We start from the raw sequence: 19213 nt of genomic DNA on the forward strand, positions 1-19213 counted from the left end.
AATAACGTCATCAGTTGGCCCCTACGGATGCGTGGGCAGCCGTGCTAGCCTTGGTGCCGTTATCACCTGGGCCTTGCATGCTCGTGCCGAGATTGCCATTAATCGCCATGTTCGCGATGCTTTGCGCTTGCTTAATCAAGCCTTGGAAGTAGGTTGAGGGTTGCACTTCTATTTGAACGTTGTTGTGCAACTCGGCACTACCGCTCACGGTGCCGTTGACTTCGACTTGTGTCGACGTCTTGCCGGGGTCGCCAAAACCCTGCGAAGGTTTGGTGTCGCCGGCAACGATTGAGTCCTTCCAGCCGCCCGACGTTGGCAGATCGGTGTCCGCAAGGTTCCTGCTTGTCTCGGCGCCGAGCGTCACGCGACGTGCCGATTTGTACAGTTCGGGGTTGCGTCCCCATGTCATCGGCCCCATAGCGAAGCGTCGACGCCGCTCAATGTCCGCATCGCTGCCCGCCGTTACGTCATCCTTCGTTGCCCAGTCCTCGACGTAGGGCCACGCGATCTCGCCGGCTTGCCAAGCCGCAAGCGCGCCAACCGGTCCCAACGTAGCACCAAGCGCGGCGGCTCCGGTTTTGAATACCATTCCCTTACCCGAGCTGCCCAGCGTGCCGGGCTTCGGCTTACCTCCGAGCGCACCGGGTACCCCGCCCGCGAGTGCCAAGGCCTCCAAGGCAACCGCCGCATGGCTTGCGGACGCTGCCAGCGAATTGACGTTGAGCAGAAACTTCCCGAAGATAACCGCCGCGGAGCCGCCCGCCGCCACCGTCGCAACACCCGCGAAGATGCCAACCGCCTTCTGTACTTCGGGGCTCAGATTTGTAAATGCCGACGCAACGGCCGTCGCCCCGTTCGCCAAAGGCGTAAGCCATCCTTCGTTCGCCTGCACCATCGTGTTGCGCAGCGCGTCGAACGAAGCGCTAAGCCTTTCGGTTGCCGCCGCAAGGCCCTTGCTCATCTCGTCGGCGACTTTCTGCGCATACCCGTCGGCGTTGCCTAAGTCTGCCTTCGCTTCGTAATACCTATCGCCCTCTTGCATCAATGCCATACCGCGGGCGCCTTGCTTGTCACCAAGAAAGGACCGCATCAGCATTGGGTTGCGCGAATTGATAATGGCTTCGACCAAATCACCGCCGCGAAAGCCTGACTTCGTAGTGTCGTAGTATTCGTTAGCCGATTTGACCAAATGTTTTCGGTCGGTCTCCGATAGCTTTTCGCCATCAGCCGTTCGCGCTTTAACGACAGCTTCGGCGAACTTGCCGCGGTTGCCCAATATCTCGCCGCCGTTCTCCTCCAAGTCTTTGTTGAGCGATTCGATTGCGCCCTTGCTGAGGCTCTTGCCGAACTGTCGGGCGAATTTTTCGCTCAGCCCTTCGCCCGATATGGTCCCGTGGGTTGCATATTGGTCGACGTTGATTCCGTTCTGCGCAAGCACTTCCCGGCCTAGTCGCGTCGGCGCCATAACACGGGCGTAGAGCTGGCGAGCAAACACGCCGCCTTCGGACCCCACGATGCCGGCGCGTCGCAGCGCCATACCCAAAGCCGTATTCTGTTCAGGTGAAACGTTTACCGCAGTGGCACCCGCCGCGCTGTACTTCGTGAACTCCTTGACGTCTTCGAACGTCATGTTCGATTTCTTGGTCGCTACGGTCGAGAGGTCGTTAAGGCGCGTGACTTTTCGGGCCGCGTCCTCCGGGCTATTGAAGTGAGCGCCATATTGGCTAATCATCGACTCCATTAGCTCAGCGTTCTCTTCGTTCGAAACGCCCTTAGCCCTAGCGCCCATGACGGTCGGCACTGTAATCGCGACGTTGGTGTCGGCGTCGTACTTGAGGCGCCCGAAGATTTCGTGCGTTTTCTGCGTTGCCTCGGGGCTGGCGCCATAGGTTTTCGCCAGCTCGTTTTGCTGTTTGCGCAGCTTCACCATGTCTTGGTCACTGTAGCCGGTACGGGCCTTGATGTTCGTGTCTTGGCGCAGGTACGGCAGAGCCTCTTTAATCTGCTCGATAGCACCGTGCGCTATCCTCAAACTTGAATAGCCGAGTACAGTTGCACCGATGGCTTTGTGCGCAGCGTGGATTTGGTGCAGCACGCCAACATGTTTCTGCGCGGCTGATGTAGCTTGGTTGAGGCCCGCAGCGTACTTGCCGCCTATGCCACCATTGAGCGCTTCGTTTGCAAGCCTCTCGGCTTGCTTGAGAGTCTGCATGAGTTCGCGAACCTTCGGGCTCGCGAGGTCGACAGCCGAAATAGTAGCTACGACAGAAGGATTAGACATAGTTTACTTCTTTCTGTGCTGCTCTCGATATGCGTCGAGGTCAGCAAAAATGTCAGCGTATCTGATTAATTTCGGCAGCCGCATGCGCTCAACGTCAAAGACGCTGAGCCCACGGTCGCTAATCAACGCTGCGATCAGACGCCGGCCGCTGCGGAAGGGTCCTTGTCAGGCACCGACAGCAAGATGATGTTCGCCGCAACGCCGCGCAGCCGCATGAAGTCGGATGCCGACATATCAGCCAGGAGCAAATCGTCGACGCCCGTCATGTCGGACAAGAATTGCATCATCGACTTGTTGTGAAAGATGAACTCGAAGCCATTGGGCTCGCCGTTCTCGTCCTTGATCGGCTTGAGCGTAAACGGATCGTTGTACTTAATCAGCGCGCTTGCACGCGGCTCTTTGAGCTTCAGTTCGATGACATCGCCATCGTGGGTCTTGAGCGGGCGCGACAGTTTGAAGGTCTCGGGCATGGTGGGTGTATTCTTTCTGAGGGGACGGGGTTAGACGTTGGAAGAAAGGAACTTGGACGTGTCGACGCCAAGCTGTGCGAAGAGACGGCTCAACGGGGTGCCGACTGTTTCGTGAGTGTTCAGGGCTAGCCGCAGTGATCGGGCTTCCTGAGAAGTGCCACGCCCGCTTGCGTCCATCGCGCCGAGCCTGATCTCTGCAAGCCGCTTGAGCTTACCGGGCTCAACGTCGCTTGCCGACACTTGCGGCGCTTTGACGTTGTACCCATTGTTGCGGTTGTACGCAGCCATGCTGTTGCTAATTTCGGCGAGGCGCACGGCGCGCGGGTCGTTGGTGTTCATGGTGTTCTCTTCCGTGGTGTCGGATTGTTCTGTCTCGACGGGCAAGCCGCGCAGGAAGGCGCGAGCCTGATCGATCGTAAGGTTTTGATGATTCCGGTTGGCGATCAGCTCGGCCGCCGCGGCCTGTCGCTCCCGTGCTTCGGGTAGGCATGTGATGGCGGTACGCCACGAGCCATAGGCGTCAACAGATACGTTAGCTGCTTCGGCGCTCTGCACCGCCGCGGCGTCAACGATCTTGTAACCGGCCGCGATCGCTTTATCGCGCTTCATGCGGTCGCCGTTATCGAGTAAGACAATGCTCGGCGTGCCATCCAATGGAATGGCGGTCTTAATTTTCGTCATGGGGTGGTGTCCTCAATAGCGGCGGAAAGGGCTATGCAAGCGCGGATAGCGCGGCCCGACGCGAACAGCGCGGCCCGCGTTGCCTGACTCGCATACGATTTCGAGACGTCGGATTTCACGCTCAAGCGTCTTGGTGTCCGGCCGATGGAATTCGAGCCATTGATCGCCGTTACGAACCTGGGCTCGCGCCTGCCCCGCCAGCAACTGATAGTAAGCTGCACGCAGTGCGTTGAGCATGGCGCAGGGGTTGTCGACGACGATGGGTGTAGCCCCGCCGTTCGGTTTGCAGTCTGACATAGTAACCTCTTACTTCGTGTCGTCTTCTGACTTCCACGAATCTCTGTTTTTTGGAACGGGAACGTGCAGCTTCGCAGCCTCAAGCTGTTCGCGCTCGGCCTGCCTCTGCGAGATTACCTCTTCGAGGTCCATGCCCCGCTCGCCGAGCTTCTGCTCCATTGTTGCCAAACCGTTTTCCAGCTCAACGATATCTGCTTGTGCTTGCTTCAACGGGTCGGCAACCGGCTTGCCTTCGCCGCGCCAAACGGCATTACTGTATGCGTCCGATGCTTCCCAGAATGCGGGGGCGCCCTTCGGAAGCTTGATGCGGCCAGTCTCGCAGGCCTCTTCGAGCCACGCGGTAAACGCCGCACGGTAGAAGGGCTCGACGATTGCCGCCCGCCTGCGCTTGTTGATGCGCCATGGCAACTCTTGAGCGAGGCGCGAAGCGCTGAACGAAGTCTGACTGTAGTCCCCGCTCACGTCTTCGGCGCTGCTACCGGCTGCCTTCGCGGCTTCGCGGCTCAGCGACTTGTCGAACGCGTCATATGTGCTGTTCGGCGATTGCGTGCGATGCATGACGAGCTTGTCGCCCTTCATCATATGCGTGACGACGCCCGGCTGAAGGTTGATCTTTACGGCCTCATAGTACGCTGCGCGCGCCGCTGCCCAATCGTCCGGCTTCACACCCTCGGGCGCTTGCCCGCCGAGCGGATCATCAGTCGCGAGCGCCCTGAGCGCTGAGTTCCGGTCCAGGTCCGATTCCACTGTCGTGGCGGTCATGCTCTGCACTAAGGCTTGAGCCAGGGCGAATTCCCTGAGCGTATTCTTCGAATGCGCGGGCGTGAGCGCTGCGGCCAGCGGTGACAACCCTCGGATTTGTCCGGGCAAGATCAGGTCGAAGAGATGCACCGCACGGTTACGGCCCCATGACGTGCGAGCCTTAACGAATACGGCCTGCGGCGCTGTGCTGATATTGCCAAGCACGAACGGCCGAATCCAAAAGCCTTCAAGCCGCCCGCTCTTATCGAACTGAACGCCCTGAAGGATGCTGCCCCCGTTAGCGCCATCAGCGACGCGAGAGATGGATTGATCGAGTTGCCGGGAGTCGATCACGTTGACTTTCGTTCGCGTAGCCGTTCCGGCGTTGCGTTTCCAATCGAGAAGGACTACCGATTCACCCGATACAAGATAGCTCTTATAAGCAGCCGTTGCGAGCTGATGCAGATTGTGCCGGCCCGACGCGTCGCATTCGGCGGGGTTCTTCACCCACGCGGCCCATGCCGTTTCGATTTGATGCGACAACTCCCGCGCTGCATCTTTCGAGATGCCGAGCGCGGCGTAGTTCGGACACGACGACAATGTGAGGCCGTTACCGATCGCGTACGTAGCGAAACCTTCGACTAGCGCCGCGACAATGGGATTGCTTGTCAGCAACTCCAAGCTGATTGACGAAACAAGCGCGCGCTCCCGGCTTATCTCCGAGCCGGGCGTGCCCCAAAATGGTTGATAACCTCCGGTGTAGCCCGCAGTAAACGGGCGCGCGTCATAGCGAGCCCAGACGAGCGACGGCTTGCCGTCCGTTCCGTCCATAACTCCCGCTTGCGGCGATGCTACGTCGACGGGCGTGAGCGCTGTCGGCTCGATGCGCTCTGTTGGGCCGGAAGACTTAACGCCCCCGCCCCACAGCCCTTTGACTCTATCCATAAACGACATGTGCGTTTAGTCCTTCTTCGGCGACAAGCCCTGCGCGCGGCGGTTCTCTGCCCTCATGATCGCGCCCAATTCTTTGATCTCTTGAAGGCGCGCTGCCCTCGGGTCGTTGCTGACGTCAAGCGTTGCGGCGCTCAGTCCGACAGGCCCTTCGCGATCCATGGCTTGCAGGTAGGGGTTGGCGGCCGGAGCTTCAGCCAGGATGCTTTTGGCCGTGTCGACATCGAGCGTGCTGTACAGGGCGAGCTTCTGAGCCATCGCCGGATTGCGCTTGCCTTCCGCGCTTTCGAGAATGGCGGAGATGCGAAGTCGTTCGCTGGCAATCGCGGCGTTCGTGTCACCGCCCACAGCGGCGGGGATTTTCGGGGTCTTCCGTGCAGTCATGCTAATTACCTCGATGTTTGTTGCGAGAGCGCGGCCAATCGCTTTGCGCTCTCTTCGAACGTGGGTTTGGGTGTGGTTGGTGCAGGCGGCTTGTTCACCGTCTGCGGGTTTACGGCCCGTGCGATTGCCATCGCGTAGACCAGCGCATCGAGTGGCTCATTACGTTTGAACGTGCGATGATACTCGTATCGTGGCGCGCCCTTGATGTAGCGCACGCGCAGCTCTTCTGAGGCGAGGCCTGCAAAGTAATCGTCGTCGAGATGATCGGGCAGGCGAATGAAGCCGGGTAACGTTGTATCGCTACGAGCTAGCATCTTTTGGACTGACAGCTTGACGGTATCGACGCCAACGATCAGCAATCCCATCTGCCCCTTGAGACGGCCGCCACGCACAAGTGGCAAGCGATCGAAGCCGCCTCGGCCCTTCACGGCGTATACGGCTCGCGAATTGCGCCGCTGCGCGTTCACGTACTTCAAGACCATGTCAGCATTGAAACCCGAGTCGACGGCTTGAATGTGCACGGGCAGCCTTCGGCCGTCTGCGGTGTCGAACGTTGCGGCCATCGCTGCGTCGAGTTGCAGCCACACCGCATCGCCGCTTGTGTCTCCCATCAGCTTCAGATGGTTTAGCACCGTGAACGTCTGGTCGGTGTGGTGCGCGAGGTACGTGCATTCGATGCGATCACCTTGCACGTCGACGCCCGCGCTCACGAAGGCGATGCTAGCCGCGTAGGGCGCGGCGATCTTCTCGGCGCGTTGTTGCAACTCCGATGCGGATAACTCGACTTCTGTCCCAGCGTCATACGTTTGCGCAAGCGTGGTATTGTACCAAACTTGTTTTTGCTCGGGTGTCGTCGCGCCCTCGAAGCTTTGCGCGACTGATGCCATCGTGCTGAACAGCGAAGATAGTTCGGTGATATGATAGGAGCGAATGCCCGGCTCGCCGGTTGCTGTCGCTTCCCATCTCCCGTTGTCGATCATGGCGCGCCGTTTAGGCTCGTCGATCACAACGCCGCATTCCTCACAGACGAGGCGCGCAGTTTCGGGCTTGCCAAGCTCCCATTGCAGATTCGCGAAGTCGATTGGCGCACAGTGCCCGCAGTCGGGACACGGCGCGACGAAACGTCGCTGGTCGCCGCGCAAAAACCACGCGTTGATGCGCGAGCCAAGGCGACTCGTTGGCGTCGAGACGATGATTATTTTTCGTCCCTTGCCTTCGAACGTCTTCGTTCGCTTCAGCGCGAGCGAGATTGGGTCGCCCTCCGGCCCTGCGGACAGTGCGAAGCGATCCACTTCATCGAGAAACAGATACTTGATTGCGCGAGCCGCAAGCTCATCGGCTTTGTATGACGACGCGAAGCTTAGCTGTCCGCCCGGGAATGTCTTCGCTGAGATTGAGTTAGAACCTCCGCTACTGCCCTTCCGCGCATCTTGGCCTTTACCGACTAGTTCGCGCAGCGCGGGCGAGCTTGCGACTAGCGGGTCGAGTCGCTCGCGCACAAATTCAGCGGAGCGCCCGCCCGTTGGGCTGACGTGAAGCATTGGCCCTGGATCGCTAGCGATGCAGTGGCTCATTATCGCATTGACGATGGTTGACTTGCCAACTTGCGATGCGAGCATGAGAACGACGACTTCGACGTCGTCATTGGAAACGGCGTCAACCGGTTCGCGCTGATAGGCGGCCAGTCGCAGCGGTCCCGGCAATGCGTTGGCACTGGCGGGCAGGATGATTTGGGTTTCGGCGAACTCAGTCGGTGCAATGCGCGGTGGCGACCGCAGCGCGGCAAGCCAACCGCGCGCTAGCGTGTGGTCGATCATTGCATGTGTACCGTTTAGCTCAGCGTCTCGGCGTCCAGCGCGGCAAAAAATCTCTCTTCGTCTGCGAGCGCGCCGAGTACTTCCCTCACTTCAGCTTCGACGATGCGGGCTATCTCGCGCGTGTCTGATTTGCCCGCTACCTTGTTCGCGATGCGGTGACCAACGGCCAGGAGCGCGGTGCGAACCTCGGCGATGATGCGCGCGCCCGTCTCGGTGACCGCGGCGCGGTCGATCAAACGGCCTTCGAGCTGCGCGTTTTGTAATTCTAGCTTGCGTGCGCGGTGCAGTTCCGCTTGCGCTTTAGCCTCGGCATATGCGTTATTGCTAACCCCACCTCTGCCGCTCGCGGCGTGGCCTATTACTCGGTCGCTGTCTGCGATTGCCTTGACAGCCTCAACAGCGTGCGCGAAGTCGGCTTCGCATTGCTCTTCCGTCAGCTCGGCCGCCGCGCACGCGCGGCGCACGGTAGCTTGATCCAAGCCCGTTTCGTCCGCGAGCTTGCGTATGATTCCCTTGGGCCTGCCCATGGCTGCTCTCTGCTATCGAAAAGTTGGTTCGGTTTTGTTCAAGAACTGCGGCCGTGGGCCGCAGCGTGTGCGCGCGGGGGCTGGCAGGGGACCCAAGGCGAGTCTAGACGTGACGCGAGCGGTGCATGGTATGGTGCTATGGCACCTACTCCCGCAGCGCCCCGCGTGTGCTGTGCGTGGCCGGGCGCGGCCAAGGCGCAGACGCGCGGGGCGTGCTGGGTATAGGCATACACGCGCGAGCCATCTCATTGCGTGCTCGGTGTGCCGCCCTCTTGTGCGGGTGATTTGTCGCGCCGCGCTCGCACGGGGTTGGCCTCGCCCGAGACATCATCCCGTGCTGAGCGCGGCGCGCGAGCCGTCGCGCTGCGTTCGGTTAGGCAAGCGTCATGCCGCTATCCCGACCCTCGCGCGCTCACGGCCCTATGCGTGTACCGTGTGCTGCGCCCTATGTGCCCATGGAGAAAGACACAAGGGCGCAGCACTACGCCGCTGCGGCTATGCGTTGTCGACGGCCGCCCGCAGTGGCGTGTTGGTGTTAGTCGCCTTCGTCGGCAGGCGCGGTGTAGGGCAGCCCTTCAGCAATGAGCTGCTTTTGGATTTCGGCCGGCAGAAGCTCCGACAGCTTAGCCTCGGCGGCTTTCTGCCAAGCCTGACGCGCTGCGCCGGCATCCTGGGCCATCATAGTGTTGGGCATGGCCGCATAGATTCCTTTGATCGGCAGCCGCTCTTTGCCCTTGCGTATCGCAACGAATCGGCCGCCGTTGGCGCTTATTAGGAATGCTCGACGTACATCCAGCGAAGCAGAGCCGCCGCCCGTCGCACGGAAAGTGCTGGCATGCAATCCGCCCGGACGGCTTACCTTCGCGCCGGACGTTTGCATAATGCCAATCCGCAACTTGCTTGCTGTAAAGCTCGCCGAGAGGCTAAACTGCGTGGTGCGCTTCACTTTGCTGACGCCCGGCTTGATACGAGCGGCGGGCGCGCCACTATCTTGCACCATAGTCTTCAACGCGGCTTTGCGCGCAGCCCCTGCGGACTTGTCGATAGCTCTGCGGATGGCGTTGCGAAGTCCTCGCGCCGAGAGCGTTTCAGCCCACTTCTCGAATGCGCTTGCGTCAACTTTGACGTTCAACAGCATCTCGGCCCCTATCCACCATCGTCGTCGCTCGCGCTCAGCTTGTCACAGCCAAAGCTCTTGGTGCCGTCTCCCGTGCGTAGGTAGAGCACATCCGAGATACCCCATTGCCCCATCGAGTCCGATGGCGGGCAAGACGAGACGCCACGTCCGATGCAGCTCTCAAACAGGAGCGTGATGTTTTCGAGCGCGAGCGCTTGACGCTCGGCGGCTTCAGCGAGGCGCAGTTGCGCGGCGAGGCTTCGTTCGATCAGCTTGGCTTGCCACTCGGTCGCTTTCACAATGCGAAGGCGCTCGGATGCGCGCAGCGCTTCAATGTCAACGGTGATGGTATCGGTCATGGGCGATTATCCTATGCGGCGCTCGAAGCGCTAGGGCGATGGCAGAGCTTTAGGGCGATCTCGTCGAGTGCCCGCGCGGGTGGCTGCTACCAAGCCAGCCGCGCGGACCCTTCGAAAGGGCGAAGGGGGCTGCCTGCCAAAACAGCCCCCTCACCCATGGGTTCGATCTCAGCGCCTAGTTTGCGAAAAACTGGAATCCACGCGAGTGCTAGTCTAGCCAGGGAGGTCCGCGCGGCAGCCTTCGGAGGGGACAGCCGCGCGGAACCGGAAAGGACCGTGCATCCCGCTCATACACGACCCCTCACCCATAGGGGCGGTCTCAGCGCCTAGTTTGCAATTTTCTGGAATCAGTCCTCGCATGCGGCGCTCTGCCTTGCCGCTCCCGAGCCGTAGCCCGCTCCCGTGCGTCCGTAGCTGGGGTCAGTCCGTCGTTTCCCTTAATAGGGAAAACGACGACTAACCCCATGCGGGGTTGGGGTTAGTTAGTGGGGTCAGTCGCACGACTAACCCCATCAATTATTTCAATAGGTTAAGCCTCGTTGGGGTTAGTTGTGGGGTCAGTCGTGCATGCTTGTTTTTGCCCTCGAAAAAGTGGGGTCAGTCGAACAACTAACCACATTAATGATTTCAATGGGTTAGCCGAAATAGGGCCAGTGAGCGCTGCGGACTAACCCCACTCTTTTTCGTCTGCCTGAATCCGCCGTCACGTCTGAACGCCCATCGCCGGACTGCCGGACTGAACGCCCGAACGCCTGCCAGGATCGTCAGCGCGCCCCATCCATACCGCTTGCAACGGCTACCCGGTCTCAACTGCCTCCAGCGCAAAACCGCTCAGTCCTGCAAGCTCGGCTGCGCCCAGCGCTCGCCGGTCAGCCCCGTTTGTCCCGCGTCTGCCCGAGCGGTCAGGCCTGAACGTCTGAGCGACGCCCGACTTTTGCCTGTAGCTTTTTCACCCCTGCGTTTGCTTTCGGTAGTACCTGCCGCGCCCAAACGAAAAGAGCGACTCGGTTTCCCGAGCCGCCCCTTCTGCTAGTCACCGTATTGGCTGTCAGTCCTCGTCTACAACCGCGCCGAACTGATAGGCGCGCCGCTCGGGCCGGACTTCACCGCGCTTGTATATCCCAACCGGCCTTCGTCTGTCCGAGCCTCTGCCGTTCGCTTCCATAACTGCCGAGACGATCCAACGCCTGCGCGTCCAATCGGCGATCAGCTCTTTGATGGTCGCTCGGGTCGCCTTTACATCAATGTCCCACCCGGCTTCCTCTGCAATGATCTTGCCGAGCCAGTTCGCATGCCTGCTGTCCGACCCGACCGGCTCTCCGCCATCGAGTCTTGCGAGCACGCGTTCCGTAGCGTCCTCGCCGATGCCGACAGTGCGCGTGAACTTGTGCTGCGAGATAGCGGGCAAATTGTCCGCAGCATACTCGTCGGTCGCGTTGTCGACTGCGACGCTGTTCAAATAGTAAACGAGCACGTTGCGGTCTTTCGCCGAGTGATTGGCCTTCGAGCCAAGCCGCGCAGAGAAATAGCGCTCCGGTTTGTCAACAATCTGAAACTCGTCAGCCCGCGCGGGGCTAATGGTGTTGAGGATGACAGACATTCTTGCGGCGTTGATGAGCGCGCTCGCACCGCGGGAGTCTTCCGAGTCCAGTTCGGTCGCGCCTTTGCCGTGCGATAGTTTTCGCGTGTGGTGCACGACTGCAACTGCAACGTTAGCTTCCTTGGCGATGCGATCGAACACGGTAGCAACGAACGCCATGCCTGTATTATCGTTTTCGTTGACGTTGTGCAGGCGATTCACTGGGTCAAAGATAGCGACTTCGATGCCGTTGACCTTGAGATAGTCGACGATGGCCTGTAGCAGCTCTTCGTTTACGGTGATGCCGTTGCGATCAGCTGTCACGAGATGCTGCGACGCCAGGTTCTTGTCCGGGCCGCCTTTGACGTGCAGATTTTGCTTAACTAGCGCCAGCTCTTCGTCGGTGAAGTTGTGAAACTTCGCGTAGGCGCTAAGCCGCTTCTGCAAGATCAATTGGGAGTCTTCGACGTTGCGAAGTAGTGTTGCACGCGGGCGCTTGATCTCAGCGCCGAGATGGTCGACACCGCAAGAGATGTCAGCAAGCATGCTGAGCGTCAAAACGGATTTGCCCGTCGCGCCCGGTGCTAGGAACACGGTTAGTTCGCCTTTCGCCAGCCATTGCCGGTATACGAACGGCATGGGAGGCAAGGTTTCCAGGTCGACAACTTCAAGCTGCTCGGCCGAGAACAGCGCGGGTTTAGCTGCCTGCGCTTCGAGCTTGGCAAGCTCTTTGGCCGTGCGCTTGCGCGCCCGCTCTAGTGCTTGAGTAGACTCGCCCGAAGCGGTGGCTACTTTCAGCGCGGCGATGGCGGAGTCGAGCGCGGCGATCTCGGCCTGAAGCTTCGAGCGCTTATCCGCTTTGGCCTCAGCCTCTTCGTCGACAGCTCCGAACGCGTTGCCTTCTGACTGCGACACGTTAGCGGGTGTTGCGGCTGTGAAATCCTTTGCCAGATTTCGGACGGTGTAAGTCCCGCTGCCTTCGTGCTTGTCGACAAGCTCGCCGAATGTCTCGGGATACTCGCCGCAGAACGTCGCAAAGTCCCGCACGGTCGCATGCGAGGATGCGCCTTTCAGCGCTGATGCTAGCGAAAGTCGATTAGCCGAACGATCCGGGCGCGGATTGTCGATCAGCTCACGAAACTTATCTGAGCCTTTCTTTATCCGCTCAACGTCGAGCTTTTTGCCAGGGCCGAACACGTCCGCATACTCGGGCCACTCTTCGCCGTTCAGCTCGGCGATACCCGCTTGAATGCGCGGGTCGCTGTCGCTGAGGGACTGACCGGACTGTTCGCCGATAAGGTCCGCGAGGCATTGCGGCAACTCCGGCAACGTGTCCAATGTGATCGCGTCGATAAACCGGTGCAAATCGTCCATCGTCCCATAGCGTTTGCCGTCCGCGCGCCACGAACCGGGTGCAACGATTTGCCCCGAGACGCCGCGCACGTTGCAGCCAAGCACGCGCTTGATTTGGCCCTCGGCGTTGCTGTACTTCCCATCCGGGTCGGCAAACACATAGTGCTTCGCACCCGACTGAGACGTTAGAATTAGAGTGCCTTCGGGCACGCCGCCGTGCTCGTCGAGATAGGCGGCCAGGAGCGCAGGCCCATCCACTTTGTCTTCGCCCTTGTCGGCATCGATCACAACGATTTTCGCCAGCCCGCAGCAAATGCTCGCGGTGCCATCGCGGTGAACCAACCGCTGCATTCGCTCCCATGTCTTTGCGTCGAGCGTCGAGCCGATAATGGTCGGCGCGGGTTTGCCTTCGCGTTTCCGTTTTTGCCGCGCCTCTTCCCGCTCGACCTCAGTCAGTTCGCTGTCGAGCCTATTCCATTTCGGAATCATAGACGTCTTATCGTATGAAACGAACACGGGAATCCCGGCCTCAATCAGGCGCATACCCAATTGGAGATTGTACGACCGCCTGATGTCGTCCGGGTGAGGCGGCGGCTTCTTAACGCTTGCCGTCATCTCAGCAATCCGATTCCGCAAACTCAAACTGAAGCTCTTCAACGCCCGTCGCGCGCATGGCGAGCATGACCATGTGTTGGGTATCGGCGTCGATAAAGAAGTGTCCCTTGTAGTAGATCGCGGGAACGATCAGGGTGCGTTCTTTGCCGTCGGCGCCCTTGTATGTCGCAACGGCTGTCCCGTGCTCGGGCATAGACTGTCCTTTTGTCTGAGCGTCAATCGACGCTTCAATGGGAGATATCTCGGCGTGTGAGTTAGTGGGCAGCATAGACACGGCTCTTCTGTTCGGCTTGTGTTGCCTCACGCCTGCGGCGTGCAACTTTGGTTTCGAGAGTTGTGCAGGGTCGTTGGCGGAAGGACCTGCGCTTGTTAGCTTCAAGAAAGTCCGCTACGGCCTCGCGGTGTTCCTGGGTTGTGTACGTCTTCGACGCTGCGCGTTGCGCGGTATCACCCGCTATCGCGGCGTGCGTGGCTTCGGTCAGCCAATCGGCTAGAAGCATCTTGCGCTCTGTTGCGCTGCGCTTTGCGAGCGTTCTGCGCGTCGTTGCGTCGTTACGGCCTGCGATCTCCAAAGCCTCGATTTCATAGTGCGAGAGCTTCGGCAGCCGTTGCTCGACCTTGTCCGCCGCATCCAACACGCTTTCTGTCGCCTGCCGTTGCAGCGACACGACGAAGTCATGTTGCGCCGTCATGGGTAATTCGAGCACGGCCTGTCTGAATGCGTCGCTGTCGAACTTCGTGCCCTCGGTCGCCCGCTCAAGGTTGAATGCGGGTCGTTTGTCGTATGTCGCGGGCGGCCCGAACCTGAGAGACGTTTCGTCCTCCGGCTGTTCGGTCGCTTTGGCGCGCGCCATTGCTGCGGCGAACCTTAGATGCGCGATGCCACTGCGCGAGTATGTGTCGACCGTCGTCACGCCACACGACAGCGCGAGCGCGAGCGTATCTCTGACAAGCCAACCGGACATGCCACCGCGGGCAAGGTCCGAGCGAACGGCAGCCACAGTCACGTCACGTTCGAACTTCCCGCGAATGCCTTTTTGCAGACGGCGAAGGCCTTTGCGCGCTCGGGCGATTAGTGCGTCACCCTCGCACGGCTTCGTCAGCTCGGCGAAGTAATTGAACGCCTCAACAAACTCGCTCCGCTTGAGCTGTTCGCGATACACGGCGCGTTCTTGCGCGGTGTCCAGGTCCGACACGTCGTCATCGTCGAGGCCGTCGACGTGATCGAAGGTCGAGACCAGCGGGTTAAAGATACCAGCGGCTTGCTGCGCGTCCGCGCAGTGGTCGAGCTTGCCGGGCGTATCCAGTAACCGCTCGGCGTCGGGCCGGGTCTTGTCATTGTAGGGCGCAATGCCCGTCAGGCGTGTCGCTTCGGCTTCCATCTGAGAGGGGCTGGCCTTGGCGCGGTGTGATGCGTGCTTCATGGTGGCAGTCCATGTGCCGCGCGGCGGCCCGTCGCTCTGAGAGCTACGGGCATTCCGGGCGGTAAGGGTTAAGACGATTGACGTTCGGCGAGGCGTGCGGCCAGGGTCGACGCGATCTCGCCGACTGTCGGGCGCTCGGCCGGATGGTCAAGCAGCATCGCTGTCACCATCGGGCAAGCTCGCTGATCGGAGCTTAGGCTCCCGAGCCACGCCGTTAGCCGGATCGATACGTCGCCGCGCGAAATGACGGGCGGGAGCGGAAGGCCATCGGCGTAGCGACGGACAAGGTGAGCGAGCACTTCGAGGTCGGTTGCCATCACGCGATTCCCGCGTCGCGAACGGCAGCCATCTCCGTTTCAGGCCAGCGATTCATGTGGCCCAGCTTTCGCGGATGGGGGACCTTTCCAGCGGCCAGCCAGCGATTGAAGGTCGCCACACTCGGGCCGCCGAGAATCGCAAGGAAGAGGTCACGCCCGGCGAGGCGCTCGGGGTGAGGGAAGTCAGAGGGAATGGCGACGCGCGTGCGTCCTTTGTGGTCGTGCATAGTCGTGGCTCCAAGTGGTTAGGATTCTCGGAGCCCGCCTGCGCATGCGGGTAGCAGTGCTTGTTAAGCGCGTTGTGGGGTCCGCCAAGGCGGACGGCCTGCCTCTCGACAATACCTGCGGGTGTTCGCCGCTACACAACCGGGGAAGACAATGAGAATCGTCGGGTCCCCCGCTCCGCGCCGTGTCCGTCTCCATTGCACGACGCTTGCAATCCTTAAGTGTTCAACACTCTATGCGCAGGTTTGTTCAACTTTGTCGATTAAATCGCTTAGCTGCGCCCTCTTGATATCTATAGCGCATCGCTCGGTCCTAAAGGCTTTTTCTCCAGGAACCGAAAATAATTTTCAGAAAGAGACCCCCGCTCCTATGTGAGGGAGATTTAATTGACGGGTTCGGGCGGTCGGTGCGATTGCTCCAATATCAAATTGGAATGCCTCCGGGCTCAAATGAAAAACCGGCCCCTATGGGAGCCCCATTAGTATTGCTTCCGCCGCGCGGCCCTACCGGCTCGCGGCAATAGGAAAATTCATGTCTGCTTCCTGTGGACAGACCGGCTTTTCGGCCTCTCGAAAGGGCTTACCCCGGCCGTCCGACCCGGCTACACTTGACTCCGATCTAGTCGCGTTTGTCGAAGCTCTCGCCCGCTACGCGGCTCGCAAAGATCATGAGGCCGCGACCGAGAGGCCCGGGGGGTTGAACTGACCATGCTTCGCGCCGCCATCTACGCCCGCTTCAGTTCCGAGAATCAGAACGAGAAGTCGACCGAAGATCAGATAGCTCTATGCCGAGAGCTGTGCGAGCGCGAGGGCTTCAAGGTCGTCGCGGTCTTCCAAGACCGCGCCATCTCCGGTTCGTCGGCCGTCAACCGTCCCGGCTTCCAAAAGATGATGCGGGCCGCCGAGAGCAAGGGCTTTGACGTTCTTGTGGCCGAAGACATTGACCGCATCTCGCGCGATCAGGGCGATTGGCATGCTGCCCGCAAGCGCTTCGAGTTTCTTGGCATCTCCGTCCACACCGCAACGGGCAAAGTCACCAAGCTCGACGGCGCACTACGCGCGCTGATGGGCGAAATGTTCATAGAGAATTTGGTGGTCCACACGCGCCGCGGCATGGAAGCCGTGCTTCGCGACGGCAGGCGTGCAGGCGGTAAGGCGTATGGCTACCAGACTGTGCCGGGCAAGCCGGGCGAACTTCAGATCGTTGCCGAGCAGGCGGATGTAATCCGTCGCATCTTCAAAGAGTACATCGAAGGCCGCACCGTTCGCGACATCGCGGGGCGCTTGAACAAAGACAAGATCGCGCCGCCGAGCGGATTGCGGTGGAATGCCTCAACTATCCAGGGCAGCGCACAGCGGGGTAACGGCATCCTGCAAAACGAAATCTACATCGGGCAAATCGTTTGGAACAAAGTCAGCATGGTCAAGGACCCGACCACTGGCAAACGACTGTCGCGTCCTAATCCGGCGTCGAAGCACAAGCGGGTTGCTGCGCCCAACCTTCGCATCGTCAGCGACGAAACATGGGCGGCCGTTCGCGCAAAGCGTCGGGCCATCGTCAAACCGACGATGCACCGCGTGCCGCGCTTGCTGAGCGGCCTGCTTCGCTGTCCGATGTGCGGTGGAGGGATGGGCTCTGTGGGCTTGCACCGTGGCGAGCCGCGCGTTCAGTGCTCGACGTATCGCGAGAGCGGGTCGTGTTCGAATAGCCGCATGGTCAATCGCAACAAGATCGAAGCGGCTGTGCTCGATGGATTGCGGGAAGTTCTGAAGGACCCGGGATACTGGAAGCACTATCTGAAAGTCTACAACGAGGAACGCCGCCTGCTCGCCAGCGGTGCGGCCAGGGACCGCGCCAAGCTTGAACGCCGTGCAGGCGAAATCAAGCGCGAGACTGAGCGGCTCGTGGATGCCATCGCCCGAGGTGCGCGGACCGACGCCCTCATTCCCCGGCTGAACGCCCTAGAGGCTGAAAGGCTGTCAGTCCAAGAGCAACTCGCCGCTGCGGACGACAAGGGCAAACCGGTAGCGGTCCACCCGGCCGCGATCAAGAACTATCTCGACGACGTTGCGGCTATGCGCAGTTCACTCGACGACACGGACGCAAGCGAGCGCCCCGAGCTGATCGCGCCGCTGCGGCGGCTGATCCATAGCGTCGTGGTTCACGCCGAGCCGGGCGTTAAAGGTACGTTCGACGTGGAGATTAAGGGGCGCTTGCAGGAACTCTTGGGCGCACCGTTCGTGAAGCGTTCTGTGGGTGGGGGACCGTTGGTAGCGGGGGAGGGACTCGAACCCCCGACCCCAGGATTATGATTCCCGAGTTCAAAGGGAGCCTCCGCGGAAGACAACTTCAGCCTTAGAACCTTAACTTCAACCTTAGAACCTTGAGTGTCGGCATCTTACAACGGGAAGTGTCGCTAGGTAGCCGGCAGCGCACGTTGCGCTGGAGCTTTGTCCCATCGCTCGCATAAGGAATTTCTGGCGCCGATGGTCAAAGCTTGGAGGGACGAACAGAAGGACATCACAAAGCTGCCTCCTGACGTCGTGGAGTTCGCTGAGACCTTCGCGAAGACCGTTTGGGAAATCGCATATGCCACGTCGATCGAGATGCAATTGCAGCACGGCGAGCCCGAACCGGTGCCGAGGAAGCACGGGTTGACCAAAGAAGAGATCGCCGAGAACCTCAAAATTCCTGAAGGCGGGCGGAAGAAATTTTTTGAGATGCGGCGCAATCACCTTCGCGCCGTGCCCGAGAACCGACTCTACGATTTCGTCGGCGGCAAATACCGCCTCACAACGAAAAGGGCTAGAACGGGGTTACAGGAGCATGCGCTCCGAGCCACTACTACTACATCGAAATTGCCGAAAGCGCTCGAAGCGGACGCCCTGGTTTCCTCTTTGGTGTTTCCGAGACGAAGTATCTCAGCTGACGCTCAATGGCCGCCCCGAAATTCTATACTTCGACTTGATGTAAAAAGCCCTACCGGAGGGCGGGTCTCTCCTTAGACCGATCCGCGACTATCTTGTTCTCGAGGAGTCTTCACGTGAGTGAGCCGATCTGACAATCTGCGGAGGCGACAATTTCCTCTCCGAGCAGGGCCATCGCCGACCCAAACGGGTTCAGGGTCAAAAGCTTCTGGGGCAACAGATCGCGACCATTCGATCTCCACGCTTATGCAGATGAGCGACGCGAATATGAGCGCGCTTGGAGATCTACGATTGGGCAGCTAAGTCGAATTGATTTCCTTACGCAGGGGTTTTCCCCGCCTTTCTCGATGATATTTTCGACCAGCTCTTGCCGTGCTGCGAAGGTGTTGTTTCCCTAGCTGTAGTCGTCGCGATGCACAGAGCTATCTCGGCAAAGTTGGTGAAAGCCAAAAAGAGTTTGATCCTTGCCGAGGCAGGTGCATCAATGGTGGCGGACGGTCTAGACGGTTGAGCACGGGCTGAGGCCTAGGCGCCAGCCAGAATCGAAGGAGTGAAAGGGTGTCCCGAAAGAAAACATCCGCCGAGTATAGCAAGGCTGACATGCAGGTTGCGGTGCAAAACCTCATCGCAAAGGGCTTAGTAGTTGCCAGGGAGGTCAACGGCAAGGTCAGGTATTTCGCTGCTGAGTATGCGCCGCCCCCGGGTCTTCCCGAGCTGGATTCTAGTCAAAGTAGGCCAGGAAAAGATAGTTATCTCGGAAGCTCCAGTATCATCCGGCGGTTCTGAGCTGACCTGCAATCGACATCGTCAGCAGAAGATTCAATGGCTGGTCCGGGCTCTACCTGTGGCGCAACGGGCTGCCCTCGGCATATCCTGTAGATCACCGGAGTGGCGTCCAACGGAGATCATAGCTATACTGCAGGAATCGTCGCAGTGGTCAGACGACGCGTGGCGAACGCCGGGTCCGGCAATGCGGGGGCAAACGCCATCCTCCAGAGAAGGTGCCGAGTAACGTCGACAACGCAGGCGCGACGAGGATATCGTACGGCTCAATCAGGCGATGATGGTGTTCCTGGGCATGGCCGTATCACCCAGGCGCGGAAGTAAATAGGCCGGGCGCACACCGGTCGTAGAAAGCTGCAGGCCGA

17 protein-coding genes are annotated in these 19213 nt (G+C 60.0%); 2 read left to right on the plus strand and 15 right to left on the minus strand.

Features of this window, described 5'->3' with window-relative positions:
* Positions 1–10 precede the first annotated feature (10 nt).
* The 15 genes from ACVJGD_RS22565 to ACVJGD_RS22635 form a co-directional block, all read right to left on the minus strand.
* Positions 11–2212, minus strand: a complete 2202-nt coding sequence (locus tag ACVJGD_RS22565; RefSeq protein WP_456636378.1) for a phage tail tape measure protein — start codon at positions 2210–2212, stop codon at positions 11–13.
* 203 nt (positions 2213–2415) lie between these two features.
* Positions 2416–2751: a hypothetical protein gene (locus ACVJGD_RS22570; RefSeq protein ID WP_456636379.1), complete on the minus strand. Its 336-nt coding sequence runs from the start codon at positions 2749–2751 to the stop codon at positions 2416–2418.
* A 30-nt stretch (positions 2752–2781) separates the two neighbouring features.
* On the minus strand, positions 2782–3432 hold the full coding sequence (locus tag ACVJGD_RS22575; protein WP_456636380.1) for a hypothetical protein: 651 nt from the start codon (positions 3430–3432) through the stop codon (positions 2782–2784).
* 12 nt (positions 3433–3444) lie between these two features.
* A complete protein-coding gene (locus ACVJGD_RS22580; protein WP_456636381.1) occupies positions 3445–3729 on the minus strand; it encodes a hypothetical protein in 285 nt (94 codons plus the stop codon).
* Positions 3730–3738: 9 nt separating this feature from the next.
* Positions 3739–5424: a phage portal protein gene (locus ACVJGD_RS22585; protein ID WP_456636382.1), complete on the minus strand. Its 1686-nt coding sequence runs from the start codon at positions 5422–5424 to the stop codon at positions 3739–3741.
* A gap of 6 nt (positions 5425–5430) precedes the next feature.
* Positions 5431–5805 carry a hypothetical protein gene (locus ACVJGD_RS22590; protein WP_456636383.1) on the minus strand — a complete coding sequence of 125 codons (375 nt, stop codon included), beginning with the start codon at positions 5803–5805 and terminating at the stop codon, positions 5431–5433.
* 5 nt (positions 5806–5810) lie between these two features.
* The gene (locus tag ACVJGD_RS22595; RefSeq protein WP_456636384.1) at positions 5811–7622 is read right to left on the minus strand and encodes a phage terminase large subunit family protein; all 1812 of its coding nucleotides are present in this window, start codon (positions 7620–7622) and stop codon (positions 5811–5813) included.
* A gap of 14 nt (positions 7623–7636) precedes the next feature.
* Positions 7637–8149 (minus strand): hypothetical protein, encoded by a 513-nt coding sequence (locus ACVJGD_RS22600; protein WP_456636385.1) that lies wholly within the window; start codon positions 8147–8149, stop codon positions 7637–7639.
* A gap of 535 nt (positions 8150–8684) precedes the next feature.
* Entirely contained in the window at positions 8685–9287 is a 603-nt protein-coding gene (locus ACVJGD_RS22605) for a hypothetical protein (protein WP_456636386.1), read from the minus strand.
* Between the two features lie 8 nt (positions 9288–9295).
* Positions 9296–9625, minus strand: coding sequence for a hypothetical protein (locus tag ACVJGD_RS22610; protein WP_456636387.1), 330 nt, complete (start codon positions 9623–9625; stop codon positions 9296–9298).
* 1048 nt (positions 9626–10673) lie between these two features.
* On the minus strand, positions 10674–13172 hold the full coding sequence (locus ACVJGD_RS22615; RefSeq protein ID WP_456636388.1) for an AAA family ATPase: 2499 nt from the start codon (positions 13170–13172) through the stop codon (positions 10674–10676).
* Position 13173: 1 nt separating this feature from the next.
* Entirely contained in the window at positions 13174–13365 is a 192-nt protein-coding gene (locus ACVJGD_RS22620) for a hypothetical protein (protein ID WP_456636389.1), read from the minus strand.
* Positions 13366–13426: 61 nt separating this feature from the next.
* On the minus strand, positions 13427–14596 hold the full coding sequence (locus ACVJGD_RS22625) for a hypothetical protein (RefSeq protein ID WP_456636390.1): 1170 nt from the start codon (positions 14594–14596) through the stop codon (positions 13427–13429).
* Between the two features lie 68 nt (positions 14597–14664).
* Positions 14665–14913: a hypothetical protein gene (locus ACVJGD_RS22630; RefSeq protein ID WP_456636391.1), complete on the minus strand. Its 249-nt coding sequence runs from the start codon at positions 14911–14913 to the stop codon at positions 14665–14667.
* Complete coding sequence (locus ACVJGD_RS22635; protein ID WP_456636392.1) at positions 14913–15140, minus strand: hypothetical protein; 228 nt, start codon at positions 15138–15140, stop codon at positions 14913–14915. The genes ACVJGD_RS22630 and ACVJGD_RS22635 overlap by 1 nt, the downstream gene beginning before the upstream one ends.
* Before the next feature lie 705 nt (positions 15141–15845).
* Between ACVJGD_RS22635 and ACVJGD_RS22640 the strand changes: the two genes are divergently transcribed.
* Together ACVJGD_RS22640 and ACVJGD_RS22645 are read left to right on the plus strand one after the other, a co-directional pair.
* Entirely contained in the window at positions 15846–17450 is a 1605-nt protein-coding gene (locus tag ACVJGD_RS22640; RefSeq protein ID WP_456636393.1) for a recombinase family protein, read from the plus strand.
* A 174-nt stretch (positions 17451–17624) separates the two neighbouring features.
* A complete protein-coding gene (locus ACVJGD_RS22645) occupies positions 17625–18143 on the plus strand; it encodes a hypothetical protein (RefSeq protein ID WP_456636394.1) in 519 nt (172 codons plus the stop codon).
* Positions 18144–19213 lie beyond the last annotated feature (1070 nt).

The organism is Bradyrhizobium sp. USDA 10063 (genome assembly GCF_054063735.1).